Source organism: Burkholderia sp. B21-005, assembly GCF_020843965.1.
Taxonomy (GTDB): domain Bacteria; phylum Pseudomonadota; class Gammaproteobacteria; order Burkholderiales; family Burkholderiaceae; genus Burkholderia; species Burkholderia ambifaria.
The window spans coordinates 101275-127107 of the sequence record NZ_CP086301.1 but is presented as its reverse complement, the minus strand read 5'-3'; the positions used below and the strand labels follow the sequence as shown (position 1 = coordinate 127107).

The window sequence follows — 25833 nt, the reverse complement described above, 5'->3', positions numbered from 1 at the left end:
GATGACCGAATCGAACCATGCCGTCACGAACCAGTTCGACGAACTGGTCGACTATAACCCCTTCGCCACCGACATCGCGCTGCGCGACGCACTGGCCCGCGCGGGCGCCGACTGGGCCGTGCCGCGGCTCGACGCATACGGCGCGCGGCTCGGCAGCGCCGACACCGCACGCCTCGCCGACGAAGCGAACCGCTACACGCCGGAGCTGAACGCGTTCGACCGGCGCGGCCGGCGCATCGACCGCGTCGACTTCCATCCGGCCTGGCACACGCTGCTCGGCCTGTACCGCAACGAAGGCTTCGTGTCGCTCCCGTTCCGCGATACGCGCCCCGGCCGCTGGGCCGCGAGCGCGGCCGGCTTCTACCTGCACGGCCAGATCGAGGCCGGCACGCTGTGCCCGGCGACGATGACGCAGGCCGCGATTCCGGTGCTGCAGAAGGAGCCCGCGTTGTGGGACCTGCTGCGCGACAAGCTCTACAGCGACGACTACGATCCGCGCGACGTGCCGGTCGCCGACAAGCGCTCGATCTGGTTCGGCATGGGGATGACCGAGAAACAGGGCGGCTCCGACGTGCGCGCGAACACGACGCTCGCGACCGCGGTCGGCGCGGGCGGGCGCGGCGGCGAATACCGGCTGCGCGGCCACAAGTGGTTCTTCTCCGCGCCGATGTGCGACGCGCACCTGGTCGTCGCGCGCACCGAGGCCGGCAGCCCCTCGTGCTTCTACGTGCCGCGCTGGCGGCCGGACGGCACGAAGAACGCGGTCGAGATCCAGCGGCTGAAGAACAAGGTCGGCAACCGCAGCAACTCGAGCAGCGAGATCGAGCTGAACGACGCGTGGGGCATCATGCTCGGCGACGAAGGCCGCGGCATTCCGACCATCATCGAGATGGCCACCTACACGCGGCTGAGCTGCGTGCTCGGCAGCGCGGCGATGCTGCGCCAGGGCGTCGTGCAGGCGATCGCATACACGCGCCGGCGCCACGCGTTCGGCCGCGCGCTCGCCGAGCAGCCGCTGATGCGCACCGTGCTCGCCGATCTCGCGCTCGAAAGCGAGGCCGCGCTCGTGCTCGCGATGCGGCTCGCCGACGCGTTCGAACGCGACGACTCGCCGCGCGAACGCGCGTGGAAACGGATCGTCACGCCCGCCGCGAAGTTCTGGGTCTGCAAGCGCGCGGTCGAACTGACCGGCGAGGTGATGGAAGTGTTCGGCGGCAACGGCTACGTCGACGATGGCCCGATCGCGCGGCTGTTCCGTGAAGCGCCGGTCAACTCGATCTGGGAAGGCTCCGGCAACGTGATGTGCCTCGACGTGCTGCGCGCGGTGTCGCGCGAACCCGACGCGGCCGCGGCGCTGCTCGCCGAACTGACCGACCTCGGCGCGGGCGAACCGCGCATCCGCGCGGCGCTCGATGCGCTTCGCGCGATGCTCGCGGCGCCGGCCGACACGCTCGAGGCGTCGGCCCGCCTGTTCGCGCAGCGGCTCGCGCTCGTCGCGCAGGCGTGCCTGCTGCGGCGTGACGCGCCCGCGGCCGTCGCCGACGCGTTCGTCGCGACGCGGCTCGCCGCGCCCGACTGGGGCCGCATCGCGGGCGGCTTCGATCCGCATGCGCTCGACGTCGCCGCGTTGCTGCAACGGGCCTATCCGGCTTGATGGCCTCCCGCCCCTGTCGCCGCGATGATCGTCGTCATCCTTTGTGCGCGAATGCCAGCACGATCGCGTTGCCCAGTTCATCGACAACCCGGGCCGACGCGCCCGGCGCCGCGAACATCGTGAACTCGACATCGGGCAGGGCCGGCAGGCCGGCATCCGGCGGGATCGCACGCAAGCCGTGCGCAAGTTGTGTGTGCACGATCGGCGTCACCGCAAAGCCCGCGTGCGCGGCGGCGCACAGGCCGGCGCTGCTCGGGGACACGAGCACGATCCGGTAATCCACGCGCGTGCGGGCCAGTGCCGCCAGCGCGGCCTCACGATACGGGCACGGTTCCGGCAGCAGCGCAATCGGCACCGGTACGCCAGGCGTGAGCGACGCCCAATCCGCACCGGCCCACACGAGCGGCTCGCGCCAGAGCACGCGTCCGGTGGGCCCGTCGTGGCAGCGTCCACCCATCACCACATCCAGTTCACCGTGATCCAGCGCCTGGAGCAGTTCGCCCGGGATGCCGACTCTGATGCTGAATGCGATGCGCGGGTACCGCACGGCAAACGCCTGCATCACATGCATCAGCCTGACATTGGCGAGGTCTTCCGACAGACCCACGCGGATCGTGCCGGCGCTCGGTTCGCGCAGCAGTTGCGCCCGCGCGTCCTGATTGAGCGCGAGGATGGCGCGCGCGTAACCCAGCAGCAGTTCGCCGTCCACGGTGAGCGTGACCGAGCGGGTGGTGCGCACGAGCAGGTCACGGCCGATCTGTTTTTCCAGGCGCCGCAGATGCGCACTGACCGCGGACTGCGTCAGATTCAGACGGGCCGCGGCATGCGTGAACCCGCCTTCCTGGACGACGGCCACGAAAGAGCGCAGCAAAACGGTATCGAACATGAGATGCCCCGCAATATAGTGCGAATACTACTGATTAGCGCGATGATACTTCGTTTATATTTTGAATCGAACTATGTTCTGATGAGGGCCGTCAACCTGTCAGGAGTGGTTCCATGTCGACCTTGCTGCATATCGAATCTTCCCCGCGCAAGTCGCGGTCCGCATCGCTCGACGTCGCGCACGCGTATCTCGACGCCTGGCGCGACGCGCATCCGGAGCATCGGGTCGACGTGCTCGACCTGTGGGCGACGCACTTGCCGGAACTCGACGGCGATGCGCTCGATGCCAAATACGCGGACTTGAGCGGCACGCCGCTCAGCGAAGGCCAGCAGCAAGCGTGGGCAGGTTTTCGGCAGCTGGCGCAGCGGATGCACGACGCGGATACGCTGTTGTTCTCCGTGCCGCTGTGGAATTTTTCCATCCCCTACAGGCTCAAGCATTTCATCGATGCCGTGTCCCACCGCGGCATCCTCTTCTCATATGACGAGAGCGGGTTGGCGGGATTGCTGAACGGCAAGAAAGCAGTCGTGATCTATGCGAGAGGCCTCGACTATTCAAGGCAATCGAGCACGCCCGCAGAGTCGTTCGACTTTCAGCGACCGTTTCTTGAAGCGTGGCTGCGCTTCATCGGTATTACGGACATCGAATCGATCGTCGTCGAGAAAACGCTGTTTGGACCTGAAGTCGATCACGCGGGCAGAGAGGCTGCGCGCGAACGGGCTGTGACGCTGGCACACGCGGCTTCGTCATCATCAGCAGCGTCAGCTTCGGTTGACGGCTGAACTGGCCAACGGCTGGAGATCGCCGCGCACCGTGCGGTCGTCGGCGATCGAAAATTATTGCAGACGTAAAAAAACGCCCGCCACAAGCGCATCGCGCTTGCAGCAGGCGTTCGACGCTGGCCGCCGACACCGCAAAACTCCCGTTTCACGGCGCCGCGAACCCCCGTCATACCATCGTGCTTACTTGCCGCCGATGCTCTTCAGCGGCTTCCACTCGCCCTTCTCGACCTTGTACATCGTGATGCCGCCGTTCTTCAGGTCGCCCTTCGCGTCGTACGCGACGTGGGTCGACGTGACGCCGGCCATGTCGGTCTTCGCGAGTACCGGCAGGTACTTCGCCGGATCGGTCGAATCGGCCTTCTTCATCGCGTTCATCATCGCCATCGCGCCGTCGTAGGCGTACGGCGAGTAGGTCTGCACGTCTTCGCCGAAGCGCTTCTTGTACTTCTCGGCGTACGACTTGCCGCCCGGCATTTCGTCGAGCGGGAGACCTGCCAGCGATGCGATCGTGCCTTCGGCCGCGTTGCCCGCGATCTTCAGGAACGTCGGCGTCTTCACCATTTCGCCGCTCATCAGCGGTGCGGTCATGCCGAGCGTCTTCATCTGCTTGACCATCGGCGCTGCCTGCGAATCCGCGCCGCCGTAGTAGACGAGGTCCGGCTTCGCCGCCTTCAGCTTGGTCAGGATCGCCTTGAAGTCGACGGCCTTGTCGTTCGTGAACTCACGGTCGACGATCGTCGCGCCGCCGGCCTTCGCGGCCTTCTCGAACTGGTCGGCGAGACCCTGGCCGTAGGCCGTGCGGTCGTCGACGATCGCGATCTTCTTCATGCCGAGATCCTTCGACGCGAACGTGCCCGCCACCGAGCCCTGCTGCGTGTCGGACGTCATCATGCGGAAGGTCGTCTTGTAACCCTGCTGCGTGTATTCCGGCGCCGTCGCCATCGCGATTTCCGGAATGCCGGCGTTCGCGTAGATGCGCGAGGCCGGGATCGTCGTGCCCGAGTTGAAGTGGCCGAGCATGCCCTTGATGCCGTCGTCGACGAGCTTCTGCGCAACCGTCGTGCCGGTGCGCGGGTCAGCCTGGTCGTCCTGCGTCTCGAGCATGAACTTCACCGGCTTGCCGCCGATCTTCGGGTTCGTCGCGTTGAAGTCTTCCAGCGCGAGCGCGATCCCGTTCTGCATATCCTTGCCGTAGTGAGCCTGGGCGCCCGTCATCGGCCCTGCGTAACCGATCTTCACGTCGTCCGCATGGGCCGTCCCCGCCAGCGACATGACAGCGACGAACGTCGCGCCTGCCACCTTTTTCATCGTGTGTTGCATAGCATCTCCTTGGTACCAGGGTAAATGGAGCGGCTTCGGGATCGCCTTGCCGCTTCCTTTGTTTGATCCGAACGGCAAGGATGGTCAGCCGATCGTCATCAAATTTGCATTGCCGCCCGCCGCGGCCGTGTTCACGCTGACCGAGCGCTCGGTCAGCAGTCGCTCGAGCGCGTAGTCTTCCGCATCGCCGTTCTCGAACGCGCCAGCCGACACGCCCTGCACCGATACGATCGGGCCCGGGCGCTGCGCGACGTCCTTCACGAGCGTCTGCAGTTCGTCGCTGTCGCCTTCGAACAGCACCGCGTCGAACAGCGCGTCGGGCTGCTTGCGCACGGCCGCATGCGCCTTCAGCGCAGCCGGCAGCGCCGCGACCAGCGCCTCGCCCGCCGCACCGGCGAACAATGCGCGGTTGCCCGTCGCCAGCACCGCCGCGAACTGCGCACGCGCACCGCTCGGCGTCGCCGCGACGCACAGGACCGTGCCGCGCGGGCCGAGTGTATACGTGTTTCGCTCGCCCGTCGGGCCGGTCAGCACCGCGGTCGCGCCGGCCGGCACCTGCGCCAGATAGCCGTCGCAGCGCGCGGCCAGCGCCGGTTCGCGCTGCTCGATCAGCCAGTCGCGCAGCGCGGTGAGCGCCGCCGCCGGGTTGCCGCGCTGGTCGCCTTCGACCGAGCCGTCGGCGATCAGCGTCTGCGCGAGCGAACGCGGCAGGCCCGACGGACGCGTCGCGAGCAGGCGCTGCAGGTACAGCGCGCCGCCGGCCTTCGGGCCCGTGCCCGACAGCCCTTCGCCGCCGAACGGCTGCACGCCGACCACCGCGCCGATCACGTTGCGGTTCACGTAGATATTGCCGACGTGCGCGTTCGAGATCACGTGCGCGATCGTCTCGTCGATACGCGTGTGGATCCCGAGCGTCAGGCCGTAACCGGTCGCGCGGATCTGCTCGAGCAGCTTGTCGAGCTGATTGCGGCGGTAGCGCACGACGTGCAGCACGGGGCCGAACACCTCACGCTTGAGCTCGTCGATGCTGCCGATCTCGATCAGCGTCGGCGGCACGAACGTGCCGTGCGCGCAGGCTTCCGGCGACGGCAGCTGCGTGACCGTGTGGCCCTTGTCCGTCATCGTCGCGACGTGCGTGTCGATCGTCTGCTTCGCTTCGGCGTCGATCACCGGGCCGACGTCGGTCGACAGACGGTCCGGGTTGCCGAGCGCCAGCTCGTGCATCGCGCCCTTGAGCATCGTCAGCGTGCGGTCCGCGACATCGTCCTGCAGACACAGAACGCGCAGCGCCGAACACCGTTGACCGGCCGAGTCGAACGACGACTGCAGCACGTCCGCGACCACCTGCTCCGCGAGCGCCGACGAGTCGACGATCATCGCGTTCTGGCCACCCGTTTCCGCGATCAGCGGAATCGGCTTGCCGTCCGGGTCGAGGCGCGCGGACAGCGTCTTGTTGATCAGGCGCGCGACTTCGGTCGAGCCGGTGAACATCACAGCGCGCGTGCGCGGATCGGCGACCAGCGCCGCGCCGACGGTCTCGCCGGTGCCCGGCAGCAACTGCACCGCGCCGGCCGGCACGCCGGCCTCGCGCAGCAGGCGCACGGCTTGTGCGGCGATCAGCGGCGTCTGTTCGGCCGGCTTCGCGAGCACCGTGTTGCCGGCTGCCAGTGCAGCGGCCACCTGGCCCATGAAGATCGCCAGCGGGAAGTTCCACGGGCTGATGCAGACCACGGGGCCGAGCGGACGATGCGTGTCGTTCGAGAATTCGTCGCGGATCTGCGCCGCGTAGTAGCGCAGGAAGTCGACGGCTTCGCGAATTTCAGCGATCGCGTTCGGCAACGACTTGCCGGCCTCGCGCACGATCAGGCCCATCAGCGTGTGCATCTGCGCTTCGAGCAGGTCGGCCGCGCGCACCAGGCAGTCGGCGCGCGCATCGACCGGCGTCGCCTGCCAGATCGGCGCGGCAGCCACCGCATGCGCGAGCGCCGCGCTCACGTGTTCGGCCGTCGCTTCGCTGACCGTGCCGACCACGTCACGCAGGTCGGCCGGGTTGCGCACGTCGCGCGCCGGTGCGTCGGCGAGCGCGTCGTCGGCGAGCATCGGCGCCGCGCGCCACGGATGATGCGCGCTCGCGAGCAGCGCGGACGACAGCGACGCGAGACGATGTTCGTTCGACAGGTCGAGGCCCATCGAATTGGGACGCTCGTCGCCGTACAGGTGGCGCGGCAGCGGGATCTTCGCGTGCGGCGCGCCGAGCGGCACGACCTTCGACGCCTCGTCGGCCGGATCGGCGACCAGTTCCTTCACCGACACGGACTTGTCCGCGATGCGGTTCACGAACGACGTGTTCGCGCCGTTCTCCAGCAGACGGCGCACCAGGTACGCGAGCAGCGTTTCATGCGTGCCGACCGGCGCGTACACGCGGCACGGACGGTTCAGCTTGTCGCGGCCCGTGACTTCCTCGTACAGCGGCTCGCCCATCCCGTGCAGACATTGGAATTCGTACTGGCCCGGGTAGTAGTTGTGGCCGGCCAGGTGATAGATCGCGGCCAGCGTGTACGCGTTGTGCGTCGCGAACTGCGGGTAGACGGCGTCGGGCGCCGCGAGCAGCTTCTTCGCGCACGCGAGGTACGACACGTCCGTGTAGATCTTGCGCGTGTAGACCGGATAACCTTCGAGGCCGTCGACCTGCGCACGCTTGATTTCGCTGTCCCAGTACGCGCCCTTGACCAGGCGGATCATCAGGCGGTGACGGCTGCGGCGCGCGAGGTCGATCAGGTAGTCGATCACGAACGGGCAGCGCTTCTGGTAGCCCTGCACGACGAAGCCGATGCCGTTCCAGCCCGCGAGCTCCGGATCGAAGCACAGCGCCTCGAGCAGATCGAGCGACAGTTCGAGGCGGTCGGCTTCTTCCGCGTCGATGTTCAGGCCGATGTCGTAGCGGCGCGCGAGCAGCGCCAGCGCGCGCACGCGCGGCAGCAATTCGCTCATCGTGCGGTCCTGCTGCGAGCGCGAGTAGCGCGCGTGCAGCGCCGACAGCTTGATCGAGATGCCCGGGCCTTCGTAGATGCCGCGGCCGCCGGCCGCCTTGCCGATCGCGTGGATCGCCTGCTCGTACGATGCGTAGTAGCGCTGCGCGTCCTCTTCGGTCGTCGCCGCTTCGCCGAGCATGTCGTACGAGTAGCGGAAGCCGCGCGCTTCGTACTTGCGGCTGTTCGCGAGTGCCTCGGAAATCGTCTCGCCGGTGACGAACTGCTCGCCCATCAGGCGCATCGCCATGTCGACGCCCTTGCGGATCAGCGGCTCGCCGCCGCGGCCGATCAGGCGCGTGAGCGCCGACGACAGGCCCGCTTCGCTGTTGGTCGTCACGAGCTTGCCGGTGATCATCAGCCCCCAGGTCGCCGCGTTCACGAACAGCGACGGTGCGTGGCCGACGTGCGAACGCCAGTCGCCCTTGCTGATCTTGTCGCGGATCAGCGCATCGCGCGTCGCGCGGTCGGGAATGCGCAGCAGCGCTTCGGCGAGACACATCAGCGCGACGCCTTCCTGGCTCGACAGCGAGAACTCGTGGATCAGCCCTTCGACGCCACCGCCCGAGTTCTTCTCGCGCAGCGCCTCGACGAGCGTCGTCGCGAGCGCCTGCGCGTCGGCCTGCAGGTTAGCCGGCAGGCGCGCCTGCCCGAGCAGGAACGGCACGCATTCCGGCTCGGGGCGGCGATACGCGGCCGTGATCGCCGCGCGCAGCACCGATTGCGGCTGCACGTTCTGCGCGAACTCGAGGAACGGATGCGGCGAGTTGTCGTCGTCGCTGTCCGCCGCCTGACCGTCGGCGAGCTCCGTCACGCCGCTGTGGCCCGACAGCTCGGGCGGCAACTGGCCGTGCTCGATCCGCTCGAGATACGCGAAGATCGCCTGCTTGATCAGCCAGTGGGGGGTGCGCTCGAGACGCGCGGCCGCGTCTTTCAGGCGCGAGCGGAGAAGGTCGTCGACTTTGACGCCGAGAGTCGTGCTTGCCATGGTGGGTTCGTGCGCCGGTGCGAGCCCGGCAATGTGGTGTGAGAGGATGCGCGAAATCCTACGGCACGCAATAAAAAGGTGCAACCGAATTGCGATATTGGTTGCACCTACAAGTTAGCCAATATAATCAGCCACTTAGATCGTTGCAACCTAGGGGTTGCCCGTGGTCGGCGGATCGGTGTTTTCCCTGATCGGACTGATTTGGCGCGCGTGGGCAACCCGCGGGGTGAGGGGCGGAGAGGAAAAACGGTTGCACTGGGGCGGCCCGGCGGGTGCCGCAAGCGGGTATGGAAGGGGCCTCGACAGCTGGCCCGGGTGTCACATGGCGTCACATGGTGGCGCGCGGCACGACGGCCGCGGCCACGGCGCTCGGATCAGATATCCAGCGGATCGACCTCGAGGCTCCACCGATGGACGCCCTTCAGCGCGCGCAGCTCGGGCAGCCACGCGCGCAGCGCATGCTGCAGTGCCGCCCGCGACGCGCTTTCGAGCAGCAGCTGGGCGCGGTGGACGTTCGCGACCTTCACGATCGTCATCGGCACCGCGTCGTATACAGTCACCCGATCGGCGCCCGGCAGCCCCGGCAGCGCGGCCGCGGCCTGCAGCAGGAACGCGAGCGCCGCGTCGAGCGTGCGTCCTTCGGCGCGCAGCAGCGCCTGGTAGACGAACGGCGGCAGGTGCGCGTCGCGGCGCTCACCGAGTGTCGAATTCGCAAAGCCGACGTAATCCTGCCGGCCGAGCGCGTGATACAGCGCGTGACGCGGATAACGCGTCTGCACGAGCACCTCGCCCGGCAGCCCGGCGCGCCCCGCGCGGCCGCTCACCTGCATCAGCTGCGCGAACAGCCGCTCGCTCGCGCGAAAGTCGTGCGAGAACAGCGCGGTGTCCGCATTGAGCACGCCGACGAGCGACACGCGCTGGAAGTCGTGCCCCTTCGCGATCATCTGCGTGCCGACCAGGATGTCGACTTCACCGGCGTGCACGTCCGAGAACAACGCCTGCGCGCTGCCCTTGCGTCGTGTGCTGTCCGCGTCGATCCGCAGTATCCGCGCGCCCGCCACGGCCTCGGCGAGCGCCTCCTCGATGCGCTGCGTGCCGCGCCCGAGCGGCGCGATGTCGACGTTCCCGCACTCCGGGCACGAGTGCGGAATACGCGCTTCCCAGCCGCAGTGATGGCAGCGCAGCGCATGCTCGGGCTTGTGCAGCACGACGTATGCGCTGCAGCGCGGGCAACCGGCGACCCAGCCGCACGCGTCGCACGCGAGCTGGGGCGCGTAACCGCGCCGGTTCAGGAACACGAGGCTCTGTTCGCCGCGCTCGAGCCGCGCCTTCAGCGCCGCGACGAGCGGCCCCGACAGCCCGCCCAGCGACGCGCGCCCGCGTCGCCGCTCCTCTTCGAGATCGATCAGCCGCACGGTGGGCAGCGTCGCGTCGGCCACCGCGCGGCGCGACAGCGTGAGCCGCGTGTAGCGCCCCTGCTCGGCCTGCCACCAGCTTTCGAGCGACGGCGTCGCCGAACCGAGCACGACCGGAATGCCGAGATGCTTCGCGCGCCACACTGCGAGATCGCGCGCCGAATAGCGCAACCCTTCCTGCTGCTTGTACGCGGGCTCGTGTTCCTCGTCGACGACGATCAGCGCGAGCGTCGGCAGCGACGCGAGCACCGCGAGCCGCGTGCCGAGCACGATCCGCGCGCGACCCGTGTGCGCGGCGAGCCAGTTGCGCGCACGCTCGCCCTCGGCCAGCCCGCTGTGCAGCGTGACGATCGCGTCGTCTGCGAGCGTGCCCGCGAAGCGCGCGCGAAACGCGGCCTCGAACTGCGGCGTCAGGTTGATTTCGGGCACGAGCACGAGCGCCTGCGCGTCGGGTCGCGCCTCGAGCAGCGCGGCAAGCGCATGCAGATAGACCTCGGTCTTGCCGCTGCCCGTCACGCCATGCAGCAGGAACGGTGCGAAACCCTGCCCGGCGCGGATCGCGTCGAGCGCCTCGGCCTGCTGGTCGGTGAGCGCCGGCGGCACAGCTCGTCCACTGGTTGTCGACAGGTTATCCACAGCTTTGGGCACAGGCGCATCGGCCCAGCCGATCTCCTCGATCGCGACCCAGCCGCGCGCCGCCCAGTCGTCGAGCGTGGCGACCGCCTTCGGGTGCAACGCGCGCGCGTCGGGCAACGTCAGCGAATCGGTGTCGGCGAGCGCCTGCGCGAGCCGCCGCAGCGCGGCCCCGCGCGCGGGCAGTGCGTCGGGAAGCGCGGCGCGGCCGGCTTCGCTCAGCCGGTAGCGCACCTCCGGCGCCAGCAGCCGCCCCCAGCGCTGCGCATCGCGCAACGCCTGCGGCAACGCCGGCAGTGCGACTTCGCCGCGGCCGCGCTGGTAGTAATCGGCCGCGAACGACACGAGCGCGAGCCAGTCCGGCGCCAGCGGCGGCAGTTCGGTACAAATTGCGTCGATCGCCCGCAACCGGGACGGCGGCACGTCGGTGTGAGCCGTCACTTCGCACACGAGCCCGACGACCTGCCGCTTGCCGAACGGCACCTGGACGAGCGTGCCGGGCTCCGGCGCCGGCTGGACGTCGCAGCGGTAGTCGAACAGGGTGGCGAGCGGGTGGTCGAGCGCGACGCGCAGGTAGGTATCGCCCATCAGCGCGCTCCGGCGGCGGTTCGGGTCGTGCGAACGGCCGGCGCCCGCATTCGCGTCAAGGTGGCGAACTTAAAGTAAAACTTCAGATTCGGCGCTAAGTTTTGGATTCGCATTAGGAATCGCCGTATACCCTGAACAGCCTGTGGATAACTTTGTTGAGAACTCGCCGTTCAACCGCCGCAAAGCGCGCGGGGCCGTGCTTTCCGCCGATTTGGCCCGCCCTCAGCCGCGCCCCGCGGAGCCTTATTCCATAAGGCTGCTATTCAAATTACCAAACCATAGCGAGACAATTCGACCGATACAGGGCTCTACCGCGCTGCAACGTGGAAAATGTGCATAAGTCAAGTCTTGACAAGCCATGAATCGGCAACCGGTACGGGCTTGCGCCCTGTTTAGTGCCGACAGCGAAACGCTGTCACGCCGCAGTGCAGCATGACAGCGCTTGCGCTCAGCCCGCCGCTCCGCTAAGGATCTTGCGGCTGTGGCTGTGCACTTCGTCGACGAGTTCGGCGACGTGATCCGGCGACGTGAACTGCGAGATGCCGTGACCCAGGTTGAATACGTGGCCCGGATGATTGCCGTAGCTGTCGAGTACCGCGCGCGCCTGCTCGCGCACCGCGGCCGGCGGCGCAAACAGGATCGTCGGGTCGAGGTTGCCCTGCAGCGCGACGCGCCCCGCGACGCGCTCGCGCGCGGCGCCGAGGTTGACCGTCCAGTCGAGCCCGACCGCGTCGACGCCGGTCGCCGCGATTTCCTCGAGCCACAGCCCGCCGCCCTTCGTGAACGTGATCACCGGCACGCGCTCGCCGTCGTGCTCGCGCTTGAGCTGGCCGACCACGCGGCGGATGTAGTCGAGCGAGAAGCGCTGGTATGCGCCGTCCGCCAGCGCGCCGCCCCACGTATCGAAGATCATCACGGCCTGCGCGCCGGCTTCGATCTGCGCGTTCAGGTACGCGGCCACGGCCTGCGCGTTCACGTCGAGGATCCGGTGCATCAGGTCGGGGCGCGAATACGCCATCGACTTCACCGTGCGGAAATCGTCCGACCCGCCGCCTTCGACCATGTAGCACGCGAGCGTCCACGGGCTGCCCGAGAAGCCGATCAGCGGCACGCGCTGGCGCCCCTGGCCGTCGGTCAGCGCGCGGCGGATCTCGCGCACGGCGCCCGTCACGTAGCCGAGCGTCGCTTCGATGTCCGGCACCGCGAGCTTCGCGACGTCGGCCTCGGTGCGCACCGGATGCGCGAACTTCGGCCCTTCGCCGACCTGAAAGTCGAGGCCGAGACCCATCGCGTCGGGAATCGTCAGGATGTCCGAGAACAGGATCGCGGCGTCGAGCGGGAAGCGCTCGAGCGGCTGCAGCGTCACTTCGGTCGCGTAGTCGGGATTCTTCGCGAGGCCGAGGAAGCTGCCGGCGCGTGCGCGCGTCGCGTTGTATTCGGGCAGGTAGCGGCCCGCCTGGCGCATCAGCCAGATCGGCGTGTAGTCGGTCGGCTCGCGCAGAAGCGCACGCAGGAAGGTGTCGTTGAGCAGGTTATGGGCCACGGTAGGAGCGACGATGCGAAGGCAAAGCGGCATTTTACCGGAGCGGGGCCGTGCCGCTGCGTATGCCGATGCGATGGCGGCCATATGACGCGCGCGAGGGCTCCGTTATGATCGGACGCTGATATCAACCCGAACGAAGGAGGAGACCGATGAAGACATTCGCGCTGGCCGCGCTTGCCGCCGCCACCATGCTTTGCTGCGCCGCCGCGCACGCTCAGACCGCCGCAGCCGCGTCCCCCGCCGGCGCAGGCTCGCGGCTCGACGACGTGCTCGCCCGCGGCACGCTGCGCGTGTGCACGACGGGCGACTACAAGCCGTATTCGTACTACCGGACGGACGGCCGCTTCGAGGGCATCGACATCGACATGGCCGAATCGCTCGCGAAATCGCTCGGCGTGAAGGCCGACTTCGTGAAGACGAGCTGGTCGAACCTCACCAACGACTTTGTCGCGAAGTGCGATATCGCGGTGGGCGGCGTATCGACGACGCTCGAGCGCCAGAAGCGCGTGTTCTTCACGCAGCCGTACGTGGTCGACGGCAAGACGGCGATCGCGCGCTGCGCCGACGCCGACAAGTACCAGACCGTCGCGCAGATCGACCGGCCCGAGACCCGCGTGATCGTGAACCCGGGCGGCACCAACGAGCGCTTTGCGAAGCAGTTCTTCACGCACGCGAACCTGAGCGTCTACCCTGACAACGTGACCATCTTCAAGCAGATCCTCGCGGGCAAGGCGGACGTGATGGTGACGGATGCGTCAGAGACGCTGCTGCAGCAAAAGCTGAATCCGGGCCTCTGCTCCGTGCATCCGGACAAGCCGTTCCAGTTCGGCGAAAAGGCGTACATGGTGCCGCGCGGCGACGTCGCGTTCCAGCAGTACGTCGACCAGTGGCTGCACCTCGCGCTATCGAGCGGCGAGTACCAGACGATTTCCGACAAGTGGCTGAAATAAGCGCGATCGCGCACGGCAACGGCGGCCGATAACGGGCACCGACCCCGCGTCCCTGACGCCTAACGCGCCGCGCCGTTACACATCGGCGCGGGACGCGGCGGTCGCAAAACCGTGAAACTGGCCGAACGGCCGACTATCGCGGCCGCCGATCACGTTTCAAAATCTTTCCGACGAATGAATCGTCATACGCGGTAGCTGCCATGCGATGCACGTTCGGTCGTGTAAATCGGCAATTCAGCGATGCCGATACGCATGAAAAACGCATTGCGCGCACACGATGAAAACTCTGCGGAAACGATAAGTAAATATGACCATTTTCAGGATCCCGAAAACAGCAAAAAATCCCGGAAAGCCTTATCTGGCGGGCGTTACAACCTGAAACACTTTGTTACCGCGAGGGGTCATTAATTCGCCCACAATGGGCCTCAACGGTTTCAACACGGATGCGGTCTCGTGTGCCAAGTGTGAGCGGACGCGAAGCGCTGCGAGCCAGTCGGTCACGTACCGAAGCCCTTCCGAGGGGCATCCCTGTTGGAGTCGTTTCCGGCCCCCCGCCGGACTCGGTTTCATCTTTGGTCTCCTCGCGCTAACCCCGTAGCGTGTGGTTTTTAGCGGGCTAATAAGCCCGCTTTTTTTCGTCCATTGAAAACGCAGCGGCCCGCACGCAACGGCTCAAAGGCCGCCGCGCTTTTCCCGCCTTCAGGCCGCCCGTCGTTTCAAGCGGTCTTCTGCACGTCGAGCTTCAGTTCCTCGATCATCCGTTCGCGCATCACGAACTTCTGCACCTTGCCCGTCACCGTCATCGGCAGCTCGTCGACGAAGCGGATGTAGCGCGGAATCTTGTAGTGCGCAATCTGGCCATTGCAGAACGCGCGCACGTCGTCCTCCGACATCTGCTCGTCCGCACGCAGCACGATCCACGCGCACAGCTCCTCTCCGTACTTCGCATCGGGCACGCCGAACACCTGCGCGCTCTGAATCTTCGGATGCCTGAACAGGAATTCCTCGATCTCGCGCGGATACACGTTCTCGCCGCCGCGGATCACCATGTCCTTCAGACGGCCCACGATGTTGCAGTAGCCATCCGCATCGAGCGTCGCGAGGTCGCCCGTATGCATCCAGCCGTCGACCAGCACTTCGCGCGTCTTCGCGTCGTCGTCCCAGTAGCCGAGCATCACCGAATAGCCCTTCGTGCACAGCTCGCCCGTCGCGCCGACCGGCACGATGCGCCCTTCCGGATCGACGATCTTCACTTCCAGATGCGGCTGAATGCGTCCGACCGTCGTCGTGCGCTTCTCGAGCGGATCGTCGGTCGAGCTCTGGAACGATACGGGGCTCGTCTCCGTCATTCCGTACGCGATCGTGATCTCGGACAGATGCATCTGCGACACGACGCGCTTCATCGTCTCGATCGGGCACGGCGAGCCGGCCATGATCCCGGTGCGCAGCGTCGACAGGTCGAATTTCGCGAACTCGGGATGATCGAGTTCGGCGATGAACATCGTCGGTACGCCGTGCAGCGCGGTGCAGCGTTCGTCGGCGACGGCCGCGAGCGTCGCGACCGGGTCGAACGCCTCGCCGGGGAACACCATCGCCGCGCCCTTCGATACGCACGCGAGCACGGCCAGCACCATCCCGAAGCAGTGATACAGCGGCACCGGGATGCACAGCGAGTCCTGCTCGCTGAACCGCATCGCCATCGCGATGAAGCGCGCGTTGTTGACGACGTTGCGGTGCGTGAGCGTCGCGCCCTTCGGGCTGCCGGTCGTGCCGCTCGTGAACTGGATGTTGATCGGATCGGTGGCCGCGAGCGTCGCGCCGATCGCATCGAGCCGCGCGACGTCGAGCGTGTCGCGACCGCGCGCCATCACGTCCGCGAAGCGGAACATGCCGGCCGGCACGACCTCGCCCATCGACACGACCGTGCGCAGGCTCGGCACGCGCGCCGCCTGCAGGTTGCCCGGCGTCGCGCTCGCGAGCTCCGGCGCGATGGTCTGCAGCATCTCGACGTACGCGGAGCTCTTGAAGCGCTCGGCGGCGATCACGGCCTTGCAGCCGACCTTGTTCAGCGCGTATTCGAGTTCCGCGAGCCGGTAGGCCGGATTGATGTTGACGAGCACCGCGCCGATCCGCGCGGTCGCGAACTGCGTGAGCAGCCATTCGCTGCGGTTCGGCGACCAGATGCCGACGCAATCGCCCTTCACGATCCCGAGCGCGGCCAGGCCGGCCGCGAGCACGTCGACCTCGTGCGCGAACTCGCGCCAGGTCCAGCGCACCTGCTGTTCGCGGAACACGACGGCCGGACGATCGGGAAAGCGGCCGACCGTGTCGAGCAGGAACCGGCTGATCGTCGCTTCGGATAGCGGCACGTCGATCGCGCCGCGCACGTACGACAGTCCGTTTTCGGGCGCGATCAGCGCGCCCACGCCAAGGTCTGCTGCCATGAATGTCTCCGTCCTTTTTGTCTGATCGCCCTGCGCGCTTCCGCCGCCCGCCTCCGCCGCGCAATCGCGTCGGATAACCTCAACACGGATGATGACGCGCGCGGCTGACGATACTCTGACAGCAAATCGCGGCGGACGGATGAAATAGCACGACCGGACGGTATGATCCGGCACGCAAAAATCAGATGAAAACGACGGGCGAAAAAAAAGCAGCCCGAAGGCTGCTTTCTTTCGCGAGATACGCGCGCGCGGCTTAGTGCCGGCTGCGAATCTTCGCGAGGCGCTGAATCGCCTCGAGCTGCGCCATCGCGGTCGCGAGCTCGGATTGCGCCTTTGCGAGGTCGAGGTCCGACTTCGCGTTCTGCAGCGTTTCCTCGGCACGCTTGCGCGCTTCCTCGGCTTTCGCCGCATCGAGGTCCTTGCCGCGGATCGCGGTGTCGGCGAGCACCGTCACGGCGCCCGGCTGCACTTCGAGAATGCCGCCCGCGACGAACACGAATTCGTCGTTGCCGCCCTCGACTTCGATGCGCACCGCACCCGGACGAATCCGCGTGATCAGCGGCGTGTGACCCGGCAGAATACCCAGCTCACCCGTTTCGCCCGGCAGCGCGACGAATTTCGCCTCGCCCGAGAAGATCTGCTCTTCCGCGCTGACGACGTCTACTTTGATGGTTGCCATATCGACTCCTGCCGACGGGAGTTGGCGCTTTAGCGCTTACTCCCGTCCCATGCCGCGCTTGGAAAGAGTTGGCGCTTCAGCGCTTACTCTTTCCTCGCGGCGGTCGATCGGAGCGGACACTTGCGCGCTGACTCCGATCCCATGCACGGCGGGTTGAGCGTGTCGCATGGGCTCCGATCCGCGAAAAGATACCATCATGGTATCCATCACGGACGCACGGCGCCCGCTGCGTTACGCCCGCCCCTTACGAGATCTTCTTGGCCTTTTCGAAGGCTTCGTCGATCGTACCGACCATGTAGAACGCCTGCTCCGGCAGGTGGTCGCACTCGCCGTCGACGATCATCTTGAAGCCACGGATCGTTTCCTTCAGCGGCACGTACTTGCCCGGCGAACCCGTGAACACTTCAGCGACGTGGAACGGCTGCGACAGGAAACGCTGGATCTTACGCGCACGCGCGACCGACAGCTTGTCTTCCGGCGACAGTTCGTCCATGCCCAGAATCGCGATGATGTCGCGCAGTTCCTTGTAGCGCTGCAGCGTCTGCTGAACGCGACGGGTGATCGAGTAGTGCTCTTCACCGATCACGTTCGGGTCGATCTGGCGCGACGTCGAGTCGAGCGGGTCGACCGCCGGGTAGATACCCAGCGAAGCGATGTCACGCGACAGAACGACGGTTGCGTCCAGGTGGCCGAAGGTCGTGGCCGGCGACGGGTCGGTCAAGTCATCCGCAGGGACGTACACGGCCTGAACCGACGTAATCGAGCCCTTCTTGGTCGACGTGATGCGTTCCTGCAGCTTGCCCATTTCTTCAGCCAGCGTCGGCTGATAGCCCACTGCCGACGGCATACGGCCGAGCAGTGCCGACACTTCGGTACCGGCCAGCGTGAAACGGTAGATGTTGTCGACGAAGAACAGCACGTCGAGGCCTTCGTCACGGAAGTGCTCGGCCATCGTCAGGCCGGTCAGCGCGACGCGCAGACGGTTGCCCGGCGGCTCGTTCATCTGGCCGTACACCAGCGCGACCTTGTCGAGAACGTTCGAGTCCTTCATTTCGTGGTAGAAGTCGTTCCCTTCACGGGTACGCTCGCCCACGCCCGCGAACACGGAGTAACCGCCGTGTTCCTTCGCGATGTTGTTGATGAGCTCCATCATGTTGACGGTCTTGCCCACGCCAGCACCGCCGAACAGGCCAACCTTGCCGCCCTTTGCGAACGGGCAGATCAGGTCGATAACCTTGATACCCGTTTCGAGCAGTTCGGTCGACGGCGACAGTTCGTCGAACGCCGGAGCCTTCTGGTGGATCGAACGCGTCACTTCGCTTTCGATCGGGCCAGCTTCGTCGATCGGACGGCCGAGCACGTCCATGATACGGCCGAGGGTCGGCTTGCCGACCGGCACCGAAATCGGTTTTGCCGTGTTCTTCACGGTCAGGCCGCGGCGCAGGCCGTCGGATGCACCCAGACAAATGGTACGGACCACGCCGTCACCCAGCTGCTGCTGGACTTCGAGCGTCAGTTCCGAGCCATCGAGAATGAGCGCGTCGTAGATCTTCGGCATGCTGTCGCGCGGGAATTCCACGTCGATAACGGCGCCGATGCACTGTACGATCTTGCCTTCTACCAAAGCAGCAGTACTCATCGCTTTTCCTTTAAATACCTGATTCTTTACTCGCGCAAAGGCGCAGTTGTCGTCCCGGGCGCGCGCTTAAACAGCGGCTGCGCCGCCGACGATCTCCGACAGTTCTTTCGTAATCGCGGCCTGGCGGCTCTTGTTGTATACGAGCTGCAGTTCGCTGATCACCGTCTTCGCGTTGTCGGACGCGGCCTTCATCGCGACCATCCGCGCCGATTGCTCGGACGCCATGTTTTCCGCGACAGCCTGGTATACCAGCGCCTCGACGTAACGCACGAGCAGTTCGTCGACGACTGCCTGCGCGTCCGGCTCGTAGATGTAATCCCACGACGTGGCCGGCGTACCGTCATCGGCCTCGAAGTGCTCCGACGACAGCGGCAGCAACTGCTCGATCACGGCTTCCTGCTTCATCGTGTTGACGAAGCGCGTGTAAGCGATATAAACCGCCGACAGCTTGCCTTCCGAGTACAGATCGAGCTGCGTCTTCACGGCGCCGATCAGCTTGTCCAGGTGCGGGGTGTCGCCGAGGTGCACGACCTGCGACATCACCTTCGCGCCGAAGCGGTTCAGGAACCCGAGGCCCTTGCTACCGATCGCGGTGGCGTCGACCTTCTGGCCCTTCTCTTCCAGCTCCTTGAACTTCTGCACCGTCGCACGCAGCACGTTGGTGTTCAGACCACCGCACAGACCCTTGTCCGTCGTGACGAGGATGATGCCGGCCGTCGTCGCGCCGTCGTTCGCCACCATGAACGGGTGGCGGTACTCCGGGTTCGCACGGCTCATGTGCGCGGCGATGGCACGGACCTTGTCCGCGTACGGACGAGCGGCGCGCATGCGTTCCTGCGCGCGGCGCATCTTCGATGCGGCCACCATCTCCATCGCCTTCGTGATCTTGCGCGTGTTTTGCACGCTCTTGATCTTGCCGCGAATTTCCTTCATTCCAGCCATAGCTTGCTCCTTGACCGAAGCGGCGCGGGCGCATCAGCACCCGCGCGGCCTCAGTGTGTCACTCGCGGATCAATAGGCACCCGATTTCTTGAAGGATTCGATCGCCGCGCGCAGCGCGCCTTCGTCGTCCTTCGAGAGATCCTTGGTGTCTTCGATGCGCTTGATGAGGTCAGCGTGGCTGGTCTTCAGGTTGTCGCGCAGGCCCTTCTCGAACGGCAGCACTTGCTTCACGTCGAGATCGTCGAGGTAGCCGTTGTTCGCGGCGTACAGCGACACGGCCAGTTCCCACACCTGCAGCGGCTGGTACTGCGGCTGCTTCAGCAGTTCCGTCACGCGGCGGCCGCGCTCGAGCTGCTTGCGGGTCGCTTCGTCGAGGTCCGATGCGAACTGCGCGAATGCGGCCAGTTCACGGTACTGCGCGAGGTCGGTACGGATACCGCCCGACAGCTTCTTCACGACCTTCGTCTGAGCGGCGCCGCCGACTCGCGACACCGACACACCGGCGTTGATTGCCGGGCGGATGCCTGCGTTGAACAGGTCGGTTTCCAGGAAGATCTGGCCGTCGGTGATCGAGATCACGTTCGTCGGAACGAACGCGGTCACGTCGCCAGCCTGCGTTTCGATGACCGGCAGTGCCGTCAGCGAGCCGCTCTTGCCCTTCACTTCGCCGTTCGTGAACTTCTCGACGTACTCTTCCGACACGCGAGCAGCACGCTCGAGCAGACGCGAGTGCAGATAGAACACGTCACCCGGGTAAGCTTCACGGCCCGGCGGGCGGCGCAGCAGCAGCGAGATCTGACGGTATGCCCAAGCCTGCTTGGTCAAGTCGTCATAGATGATCAGCGCGTCTTGACCGCGGTCGCGGAAGTATTCGCCCATCGTGCAGCCGGCGTACGGTGCCAGGTACTGCATCGCGGCCGAATCCGAAGCCGAAGCGGCGACGACGATCGTGTATTCCATCGCGCCCGTTTCTTCGAGCTTGCGAACCACGTTCATGATCGACGAAGCCTTCTGGCCGATCGCGACGTAGATACAGACCAGGTCCTTGCCCTTCTGGTTGATGATCGCGTCGATCGCCACCGCGGTCTTGCCGCACTGACGGTCGCCGATGATCAGCTCACGCTGGCCACGGCCGATCGGCACCATCGCGTCGATCGACTTGATGCCCGTCTGCACCGGCTGCGACACCGACTTACGCCAGATCACGCCCGGAGCGATCTTTTCGATCGCGTCGGTCAGCTTCGCGTTGACCGGGCCCTTGCCGTCGATCGGGTTGCCGAGCGCATCGACCACGCGGCCGACGAGTTCCGGACCCACCGGGACTTCCAAGATGCGGCCCGTCGTCTTGACGACGTCGCCTTCCGAGATGTGTTCGTATTCGCCGAGAATCACAGCGCCGACCGAGTCGCGCTCGAGGTTCAGCGCGAGGCCGAACGTGTTGCCCGGAAACTCGAGCATTTCGCCCTGCATCACGTCCGACAGGCCGTGGATGCGCACGATACCGTCGGTCACGGAGATCACGGTGCCCTGGTTGCGAACGTCTGCGCTCGCTTCAAGGCCCTGGATCCGGCTCTTGATCAGCTCGCTGATCTCAGAGGGATTGAGTTGCATTATTCGCTCCTGATAGTCAATTCTGTTGCGTGCCGGCGTGGCGCTCAGGCGGTCAAGGCAGCCTGCATCGATGCGAGGCGCGCGCGAACCGAGGTGTCGAGCACTTCGTCGCCGACCGTCACGCGCACGCCGCCGATCAGCGACGAATCGACTTCGACCGTCGGCTTCAGCTTGCGCTTGAACTTGCGTTCGAGGCCAGAGACGAGACTTTCGAGATCCGCGCCGTTCAGCGGGAACGCGCTCACGATCTCGGCGTCGGCTGCACCTTCACGTTCGTTCTTGAGCGCCTCGAACTGCTCGGCAATTTCCGGCAGCAGCGCGATACGATGATTGTCGACCAGCATCTGCACGAAGTTCTTCGCTTCTGCGCCGGCCGCGACCGGCGACTTCACCGCAGCAAGCAGCAGCTCGACCACTTGCGTGCGCGTCACCTTCGGGCTCGACGCGACCGACAGCACTTCCGGCAGACGCGCAACCTGGGCCAGCTCTTGCACGAGCGTGGACCAGGCGGCGATGTCACCTCCCTCGGCCACGCGGAACAGCGCTTCTGCGTAAGGGCGGGCGATGGTTGCAAGTTCGGCCATGATCAGAGCTCGGCTTTCAGTTGATTCAGCAGTTGGGCGTGGGCCGTTTGATCGACTTCGCGCTTCAGGATCTGCTCGGCGCCCTTCACGGCCAGCGAGGCGACTTCGCCACGCAGCGCTTCGCGCGCCTTCACGATTTGCTGTTCTGCTTCCGCCTTCGCCTGGGCGACGATGCGGGCGGCTTCAGCCTGGGCGTTGGCCTTGATTTCCTCGGCGACCGCCTGGGCACGCTTTTCAGCGTCGGCGATGCGCTGCTGGCCGTCGTTACGGGCCTGCGCGAGTTCCTGGTCCACGCGCTTGTGCGCTGCGTCGAGTTCCGCCTTGCCCTTCTCCGCGGCGGCGAGGCCGTCGGCGATCTTCTTCGAACGTTCGTCGAGGGCGTTGATCAACGGCGGCCACACGAACTTCATCGTGAACCACGCGAGGACCAGGAACACGACCATTTGCGCAAACAGAGTTGCGTTGAGATTCACGGTGTTTCCTTATCTGCTATCCGGAAAAATGAAACGGTAAGGCGCTCATCGAGTTGCATTCGATCAGCGCCCCAAGTCTCCGTTCCGCCCTGCGCCGGCTTGCGCCGGGCGCATATTTCCGAGGAACCTTAGCCTGCGAGCTTCGACAGGAGCGGGTTCGCGAACGCGAACAGCATTGCGACACCAACACCGATCAGGAATGCAGCGTCGATCAGGCCGGCCAGCAGGAACATCTTCGTTTGCAGCGGGTTGATGAGTTCCGGCTGACGTGCGCACGCTTCGATGTACTTGCCACCCATCAGCGCGATACCGATACAGGCGCCGATTGCACCCAGGCCGATGATGATGCCGATACCGATGGCGGTCAGACCCTGGATGTTGGCGATGTAAGCTTGCATGATCACTCCTTTGTGAAAAGACTTGGAACTGAGAATTAAAAAACTAAAACGAAGACTCTTTCTTGCACGCCGCGCTTAGTGCTTGTCGTGCGCCTGGCCGAGATACACCAGCGTCAGCATCATGAAAATGAATGCCTGCAACAGAACAATCAGGATGTGGAAGATTGCCCAGACGCTGCCCGCGATCACGTGACCAATGAAGCCGAGGAACGTTGCGTCGCCACCGAAGCTCCACATGCTGCCGAGCAGGGCGATCAACAGGAACAACAGCTCACCCGCGTACATGTTGCCGAACAGCCGCATACCGAGGGAGACGGTCTTCGCGAGATATTCGACGATGTTGAGCGCGAGGTTCGGGATCCACAGCAGCGGGTGGGCGCCAAACGGGGCCGACAGCAGCTCATGCACAAAGCCGCCCGCGCCCTTGATCTTGATGCTGTAGTAGATCATCAGGACGAACACGCCGAGCGCGATGCCGAGCGTGCCGTTCAGGTCGGCCGTCGGGACGATGCGATGGTGGGAAATCACGTCCGACAGACCGAGCAGGCCGATCACGCGGCCCGGCAGGTCGACCGGGAGGAAGTCGAGGGAGTTCATCAGCGTCACCCACACGAACACCGTGAGGGCGAGCGGAGCGATGAAGGTACGATTGCCGTGGACGATGGCCTTCGACTGGTCTTCGACCATTTCGACGAGCATCTCGATCGCGCACTGGAAACGGCCCGGCACGCCCGACGTCGCCTTGCGGGCGGCCAGACGCAGCAGGAGGATCGTCACGATGCCGCACACGATCGACCAGAACAGCGTATCGAGATTCCAGACGTGGATATCGAAAATCGACGTCTGATGCGAGGTGGAGAAATTCTGCAAGTGGTGCGCAATGTACTCGGACGGATCCGGACGCGTGCCTTCGCTAGCTGCCATATCGTTAATGCCACCCAAATTGTCGAAAATCGTTTTGCCCCGTTCCGCAATACGCTATTGCGGGAACGGGCCGGTGCGGTTCGTTGTCGAAACCGCACGCTGCTTGTTTCTTACCGCCAGGCCAGCGCGATCCAGTACGTCTTCAGCACGACGAGGTACGTGATCAGGAACGGCACCCAGTGCACGCCGGCCCAGCCGAACGCCACTGCTGCGAACATCCCGATCGTCAGGCCGAGCTTCAGGGCTTCGCCCATCACCCAGCTCATGACGGTGGCCGAGCCACCTGCCTTCAGTCGTGCCACGAACAACGCGCTTGGCACCCAGCCGATCGCCCCGCCCAGAAACGCGGACTGCGCAGCGGCGCCCGGCGACTTTGAAAACAGCCACCACGCCAGCGTTGCAACCAGGGACAAGACCACCTGCGCGGCCACCACCTTGTAGGGGGTCACGCGCGACGGCTTGCTCACGTTCGGACCGAACAGCCTCTCGGCTTCCGTCCGCGTGAGCGGAACGATGTTGTTATCTTGTTGCTCGGCATCCCAGTCGTCGGCATCGGACTCGCGCCGCTCGCCGGCCGCTGAAGCGGTGCGTTGCGCTCGGTGATCATCGTGCCTGTCGTTCGGCGCCTGACCCGCCATCGCAATTTTCCGCAAAATCCTTGAACCCGGCCCCAGACTTTCCGAAAGCTTTCAGGGGTGCCTAGCTAACAAATCCGGGCGATTGTAAGCGATAGTTGCAAGTGATTCAAGGCTTTAGAAGCGACAAAAACCTGTGCAAAACGACGCCTCATCATGTGAAAAACGCGCGAATCGACGAGGTACGATGACAGTTGTAAGGTCGCCTTCCTGCACCGGTATTTCTTGCCCGAAAAAGTCCGGCGACGAGGAGATGACGCGACATCGATGCCTGGCACGGGCGTCATCGACGCGACGCGATCGCAGCAGGAATGCTGCTGTGACGCGACCACGTAAAACGACCCGGCGCAACGATGCGGAACAAAGGAAATAGCGTGAGCACCGCGTTGGGCGCAACGCGCGAAATGCGCTCGGCCGCGAGCGGAACGAGGCTCGCAATCAGTTGTTGTGCCGCCACAGAATATCGACTGTGAATCGCCGCACTTATCAACAGCCCGGCTTCGCAACGAGCGGGAACGCCGCGCGCCCTCCCCGCCCGGCTTGCAGCACGCCTGCACCGCAGGCGGCCGCGCCGCTCAACCGTGAATGAGCAACCACGCCCCCAGTGCCGCGCTCGCGATCGCGAACGGAATCGACACCAGGTGAAACGGCAGCCACATGCGCGGCTCCTTCGCGAGACGCACCGCGATCAGGTTCGCGAGCGAACTGATCGCGAAACCGAAGCCACCGACCGATACGCCGAACGCGAGCGCACGCCAGTCGTGCGTGAATTCCGACAGCAGGATGGCCGCCGGCACGTTGCTGATTCCCTGTGACAGCACCGCACCTGCCGCGAACACACGCAGCGGCGAATCGAGATGGGTCCGCGCGATCGCGTCGTGGACGACGGGCAGCGCGGCCGCGCTACGCAGCACGACGAACATCAGCACGAAGATCAGCAGCAGCAGCCAGTCGATCTTCAGGACTGCGTCACGTTTTGCCACCAGCAGCGCGATCACGACGGCGATCAGGGCCGGCACCGGATGGTGCGCATCGGCCAGCAGCACGAATGCACCGAACAGCACCGCCGCGAGCAGCGCGTGCATGCGCTGCACGGGAACGGCCTCGACGTCGCCCGACAGGTCGAGCGGTTTCGCGCGAAACGCGCACGCCGTCAGCACGAGCAGCAGCGCCATCAGCGCCAGCGCGAGCGGCCCGAGCGTGACGACGAAGCGGCCGAACGACATGCCGCTCAATTGCCACAGGAAAAGGTTCTGGGGATTGCCGAGCGGCGTCGCGACGGACCCCGCGTTGACGGCCAGCGCGACCACGATCACGAGCCGCCGGAACGGCAGCGGCGTCAGCGCGCGCAGCGACACCATCAGCGGCACGACGACGAACAGCGCAACGTCGTTGGTGAGCCACATCGCGAGTGCCGCCGCGAACACGACGAGCAGCATCGCGAGCCCGCGCTCCGAATGCACGTGATGCACGATGCGATGCGCGAGCCACATCAGGCATCCGGACAACTCGAGCGCCTTGGTCAGCATCAGCAGGCCCGCGAGCGTCGCGACGGTCTGCCAGTCGACGCGCTCGGCCAGTGCGGCGATTGGTTGCGGATGCAACCATTGCAGAATAATCAGTGCAAGCGCCAGTACCGACAGCACAGGCTCCTTCAACAGCCAGGCAAGCCACCGGCGTGGCGCCGCCGCGCCCGTGTTCTCTATCAATCGCGCC

General features: G+C 65.6%; 19 protein-coding genes. 3 read left to right on the top strand and 16 right to left on the bottom strand.

Annotation, left to right across the window (positions count from 1 at the left end):
• Position 1: 1 nt before the first annotated feature.
• A complete protein-coding gene (locus tag LMA02_RS00560; protein ID WP_228906392.1) occupies positions 2-1654 on the top strand; it encodes an acyl-CoA dehydrogenase family protein in 1653 nt (550 codons plus the stop codon).
• A 34-nt stretch (positions 1655-1688) separates the two neighbouring features.
• On the opposite strand, the gene LMA02_RS00555 is transcribed toward LMA02_RS00560, so the two are convergent.
• The gene (locus tag LMA02_RS00555) at positions 1689-2540 is read right to left on the bottom strand and encodes a LysR substrate-binding domain-containing protein (protein WP_175665547.1); all 852 of its coding nucleotides are present in this window, start codon (positions 2538-2540) and stop codon (positions 1689-1691) included.
• 113 nt (positions 2541-2653) lie between these two features.
• Between LMA02_RS00555 and LMA02_RS00550 the strand changes: the two genes are divergently transcribed.
• Positions 2654-3322 (top strand): FMN-dependent NADH-azoreductase, encoded by a 669-nt coding sequence (locus tag LMA02_RS00550; protein WP_228906391.1) that lies wholly within the window; start codon positions 2654-2656, stop codon positions 3320-3322.
• A gap of 180 nt (positions 3323-3502) precedes the next feature.
• Here LMA02_RS00550 and LMA02_RS00545 read toward each other — a convergent pair whose 3' ends face one another.
• From LMA02_RS00545 to hemE, 4 genes are all read right to left on the bottom strand, one after another.
• Positions 3503-4642, bottom strand: a complete 1140-nt coding sequence (locus tag LMA02_RS00545) for a branched-chain amino acid ABC transporter substrate-binding protein (protein WP_175665549.1) — start codon at positions 4640-4642, stop codon at positions 3503-3505.
• A gap of 84 nt (positions 4643-4726) precedes the next feature.
• Entirely contained in the window at positions 4727-8659 is a 3933-nt protein-coding gene (gene putA, locus LMA02_RS00540; RefSeq protein WP_228906388.1) for a trifunctional transcriptional regulator/proline dehydrogenase/L-glutamate gamma-semialdehyde dehydrogenase, read from the bottom strand.
• A gap of 374 nt (positions 8660-9033) precedes the next feature.
• Positions 9034-11295: a primosomal protein N' gene (locus tag LMA02_RS00535; RefSeq protein WP_228906386.1), complete on the bottom strand. Its 2262-nt coding sequence runs from the start codon at positions 11293-11295 to the stop codon at positions 9034-9036.
• 448 nt (positions 11296-11743) lie between these two features.
• A complete protein-coding gene (gene hemE, locus LMA02_RS00530; RefSeq protein ID WP_279607256.1) occupies positions 11744-12838 on the bottom strand; it encodes a uroporphyrinogen decarboxylase in 1095 nt (364 codons plus the stop codon).
• 149 nt (positions 12839-12987) lie between these two features.
• Here hemE and LMA02_RS00525 point away from each other — a divergent pair, with 149 nt between their 5' ends.
• Positions 12988-13788, top strand: a complete 801-nt coding sequence (locus tag LMA02_RS00525) for a transporter substrate-binding domain-containing protein (RefSeq protein WP_228906384.1) — start codon at positions 12988-12990, stop codon at positions 13786-13788.
• Positions 13789-14504: 716 nt separating this feature from the next.
• Here LMA02_RS00525 and LMA02_RS00520 read toward each other — a convergent pair.
• The 11 genes from LMA02_RS00520 to LMA02_RS00470 all read right to left on the bottom strand — a co-directional run bounded on the left by LMA02_RS00520 (position 14505) and on the right by LMA02_RS00470 (position 25823).
• The gene (locus tag LMA02_RS00520) at positions 14505-16232 is read right to left on the bottom strand and encodes an AMP-binding protein (protein ID WP_228906382.1); all 1728 of its coding nucleotides are present in this window, start codon (positions 16230-16232) and stop codon (positions 14505-14507) included.
• 253 nt (positions 16233-16485) lie between these two features.
• On the bottom strand, positions 16486-16911 hold the full coding sequence (locus LMA02_RS00515; protein WP_006477288.1) for a F0F1 ATP synthase subunit epsilon: 426 nt from the start codon (positions 16909-16911) through the stop codon (positions 16486-16488).
• 244 nt (positions 16912-17155) lie between these two features.
• The gene (gene atpD / locus LMA02_RS00510; RefSeq protein WP_043184897.1) at positions 17156-18550 is read right to left on the bottom strand and encodes a F0F1 ATP synthase subunit beta; all 1395 of its coding nucleotides are present in this window, start codon (positions 18548-18550) and stop codon (positions 17156-17158) included.
• Positions 18551-18616: 66 nt separating this feature from the next.
• The gene (atpG, locus tag LMA02_RS00505; RefSeq protein ID WP_228906380.1) at positions 18617-19492 is read right to left on the bottom strand and encodes a F0F1 ATP synthase subunit gamma; all 876 of its coding nucleotides are present in this window, start codon (positions 19490-19492) and stop codon (positions 18617-18619) included.
• A 69-nt stretch (positions 19493-19561) separates the two neighbouring features.
• Complete coding sequence (gene atpA / locus LMA02_RS00500) at positions 19562-21103, bottom strand: F0F1 ATP synthase subunit alpha (RefSeq protein WP_011655619.1); 1542 nt, start codon at positions 21101-21103, stop codon at positions 19562-19564.
• 44 nt (positions 21104-21147) lie between these two features.
• Positions 21148-21687 carry a F0F1 ATP synthase subunit delta gene (locus LMA02_RS00495; protein ID WP_006756468.1) on the bottom strand — a complete coding sequence of 180 codons (540 nt, stop codon included), beginning with the start codon at positions 21685-21687 and terminating at the stop codon, positions 21148-21150.
• 2 nt (positions 21688-21689) lie between these two features.
• A complete protein-coding gene (locus LMA02_RS00490) occupies positions 21690-22160 on the bottom strand; it encodes a F0F1 ATP synthase subunit B (RefSeq protein WP_006751767.1) in 471 nt (156 codons plus the stop codon).
• 128 nt (positions 22161-22288) lie between these two features.
• Positions 22289-22558, bottom strand: coding sequence for a F0F1 ATP synthase subunit C (gene atpE / locus LMA02_RS00485; protein WP_006482730.1), 270 nt, complete (start codon positions 22556-22558; stop codon positions 22289-22291).
• Positions 22559-22633: 75 nt separating this feature from the next.
• The gene (gene atpB, locus LMA02_RS00480) at positions 22634-23482 is read right to left on the bottom strand and encodes a F0F1 ATP synthase subunit A (RefSeq protein ID WP_228906379.1); all 849 of its coding nucleotides are present in this window, start codon (positions 23480-23482) and stop codon (positions 22634-22636) included.
• Between the two features lie 110 nt (positions 23483-23592).
• Positions 23593-24120, bottom strand: a complete 528-nt coding sequence (locus tag LMA02_RS00475; RefSeq protein ID WP_228906377.1) for an ATP synthase subunit I — start codon at positions 24118-24120, stop codon at positions 23593-23595.
• A gap of 572 nt (positions 24121-24692) precedes the next feature.
• Positions 24693-25823: an SLC13 family permease gene (locus tag LMA02_RS00470; protein WP_228907590.1), complete on the bottom strand. Its 1131-nt coding sequence runs from the start codon at positions 25821-25823 to the stop codon at positions 24693-24695.
• Between the last annotated feature and the right edge of the window lie 10 nt (positions 25824-25833).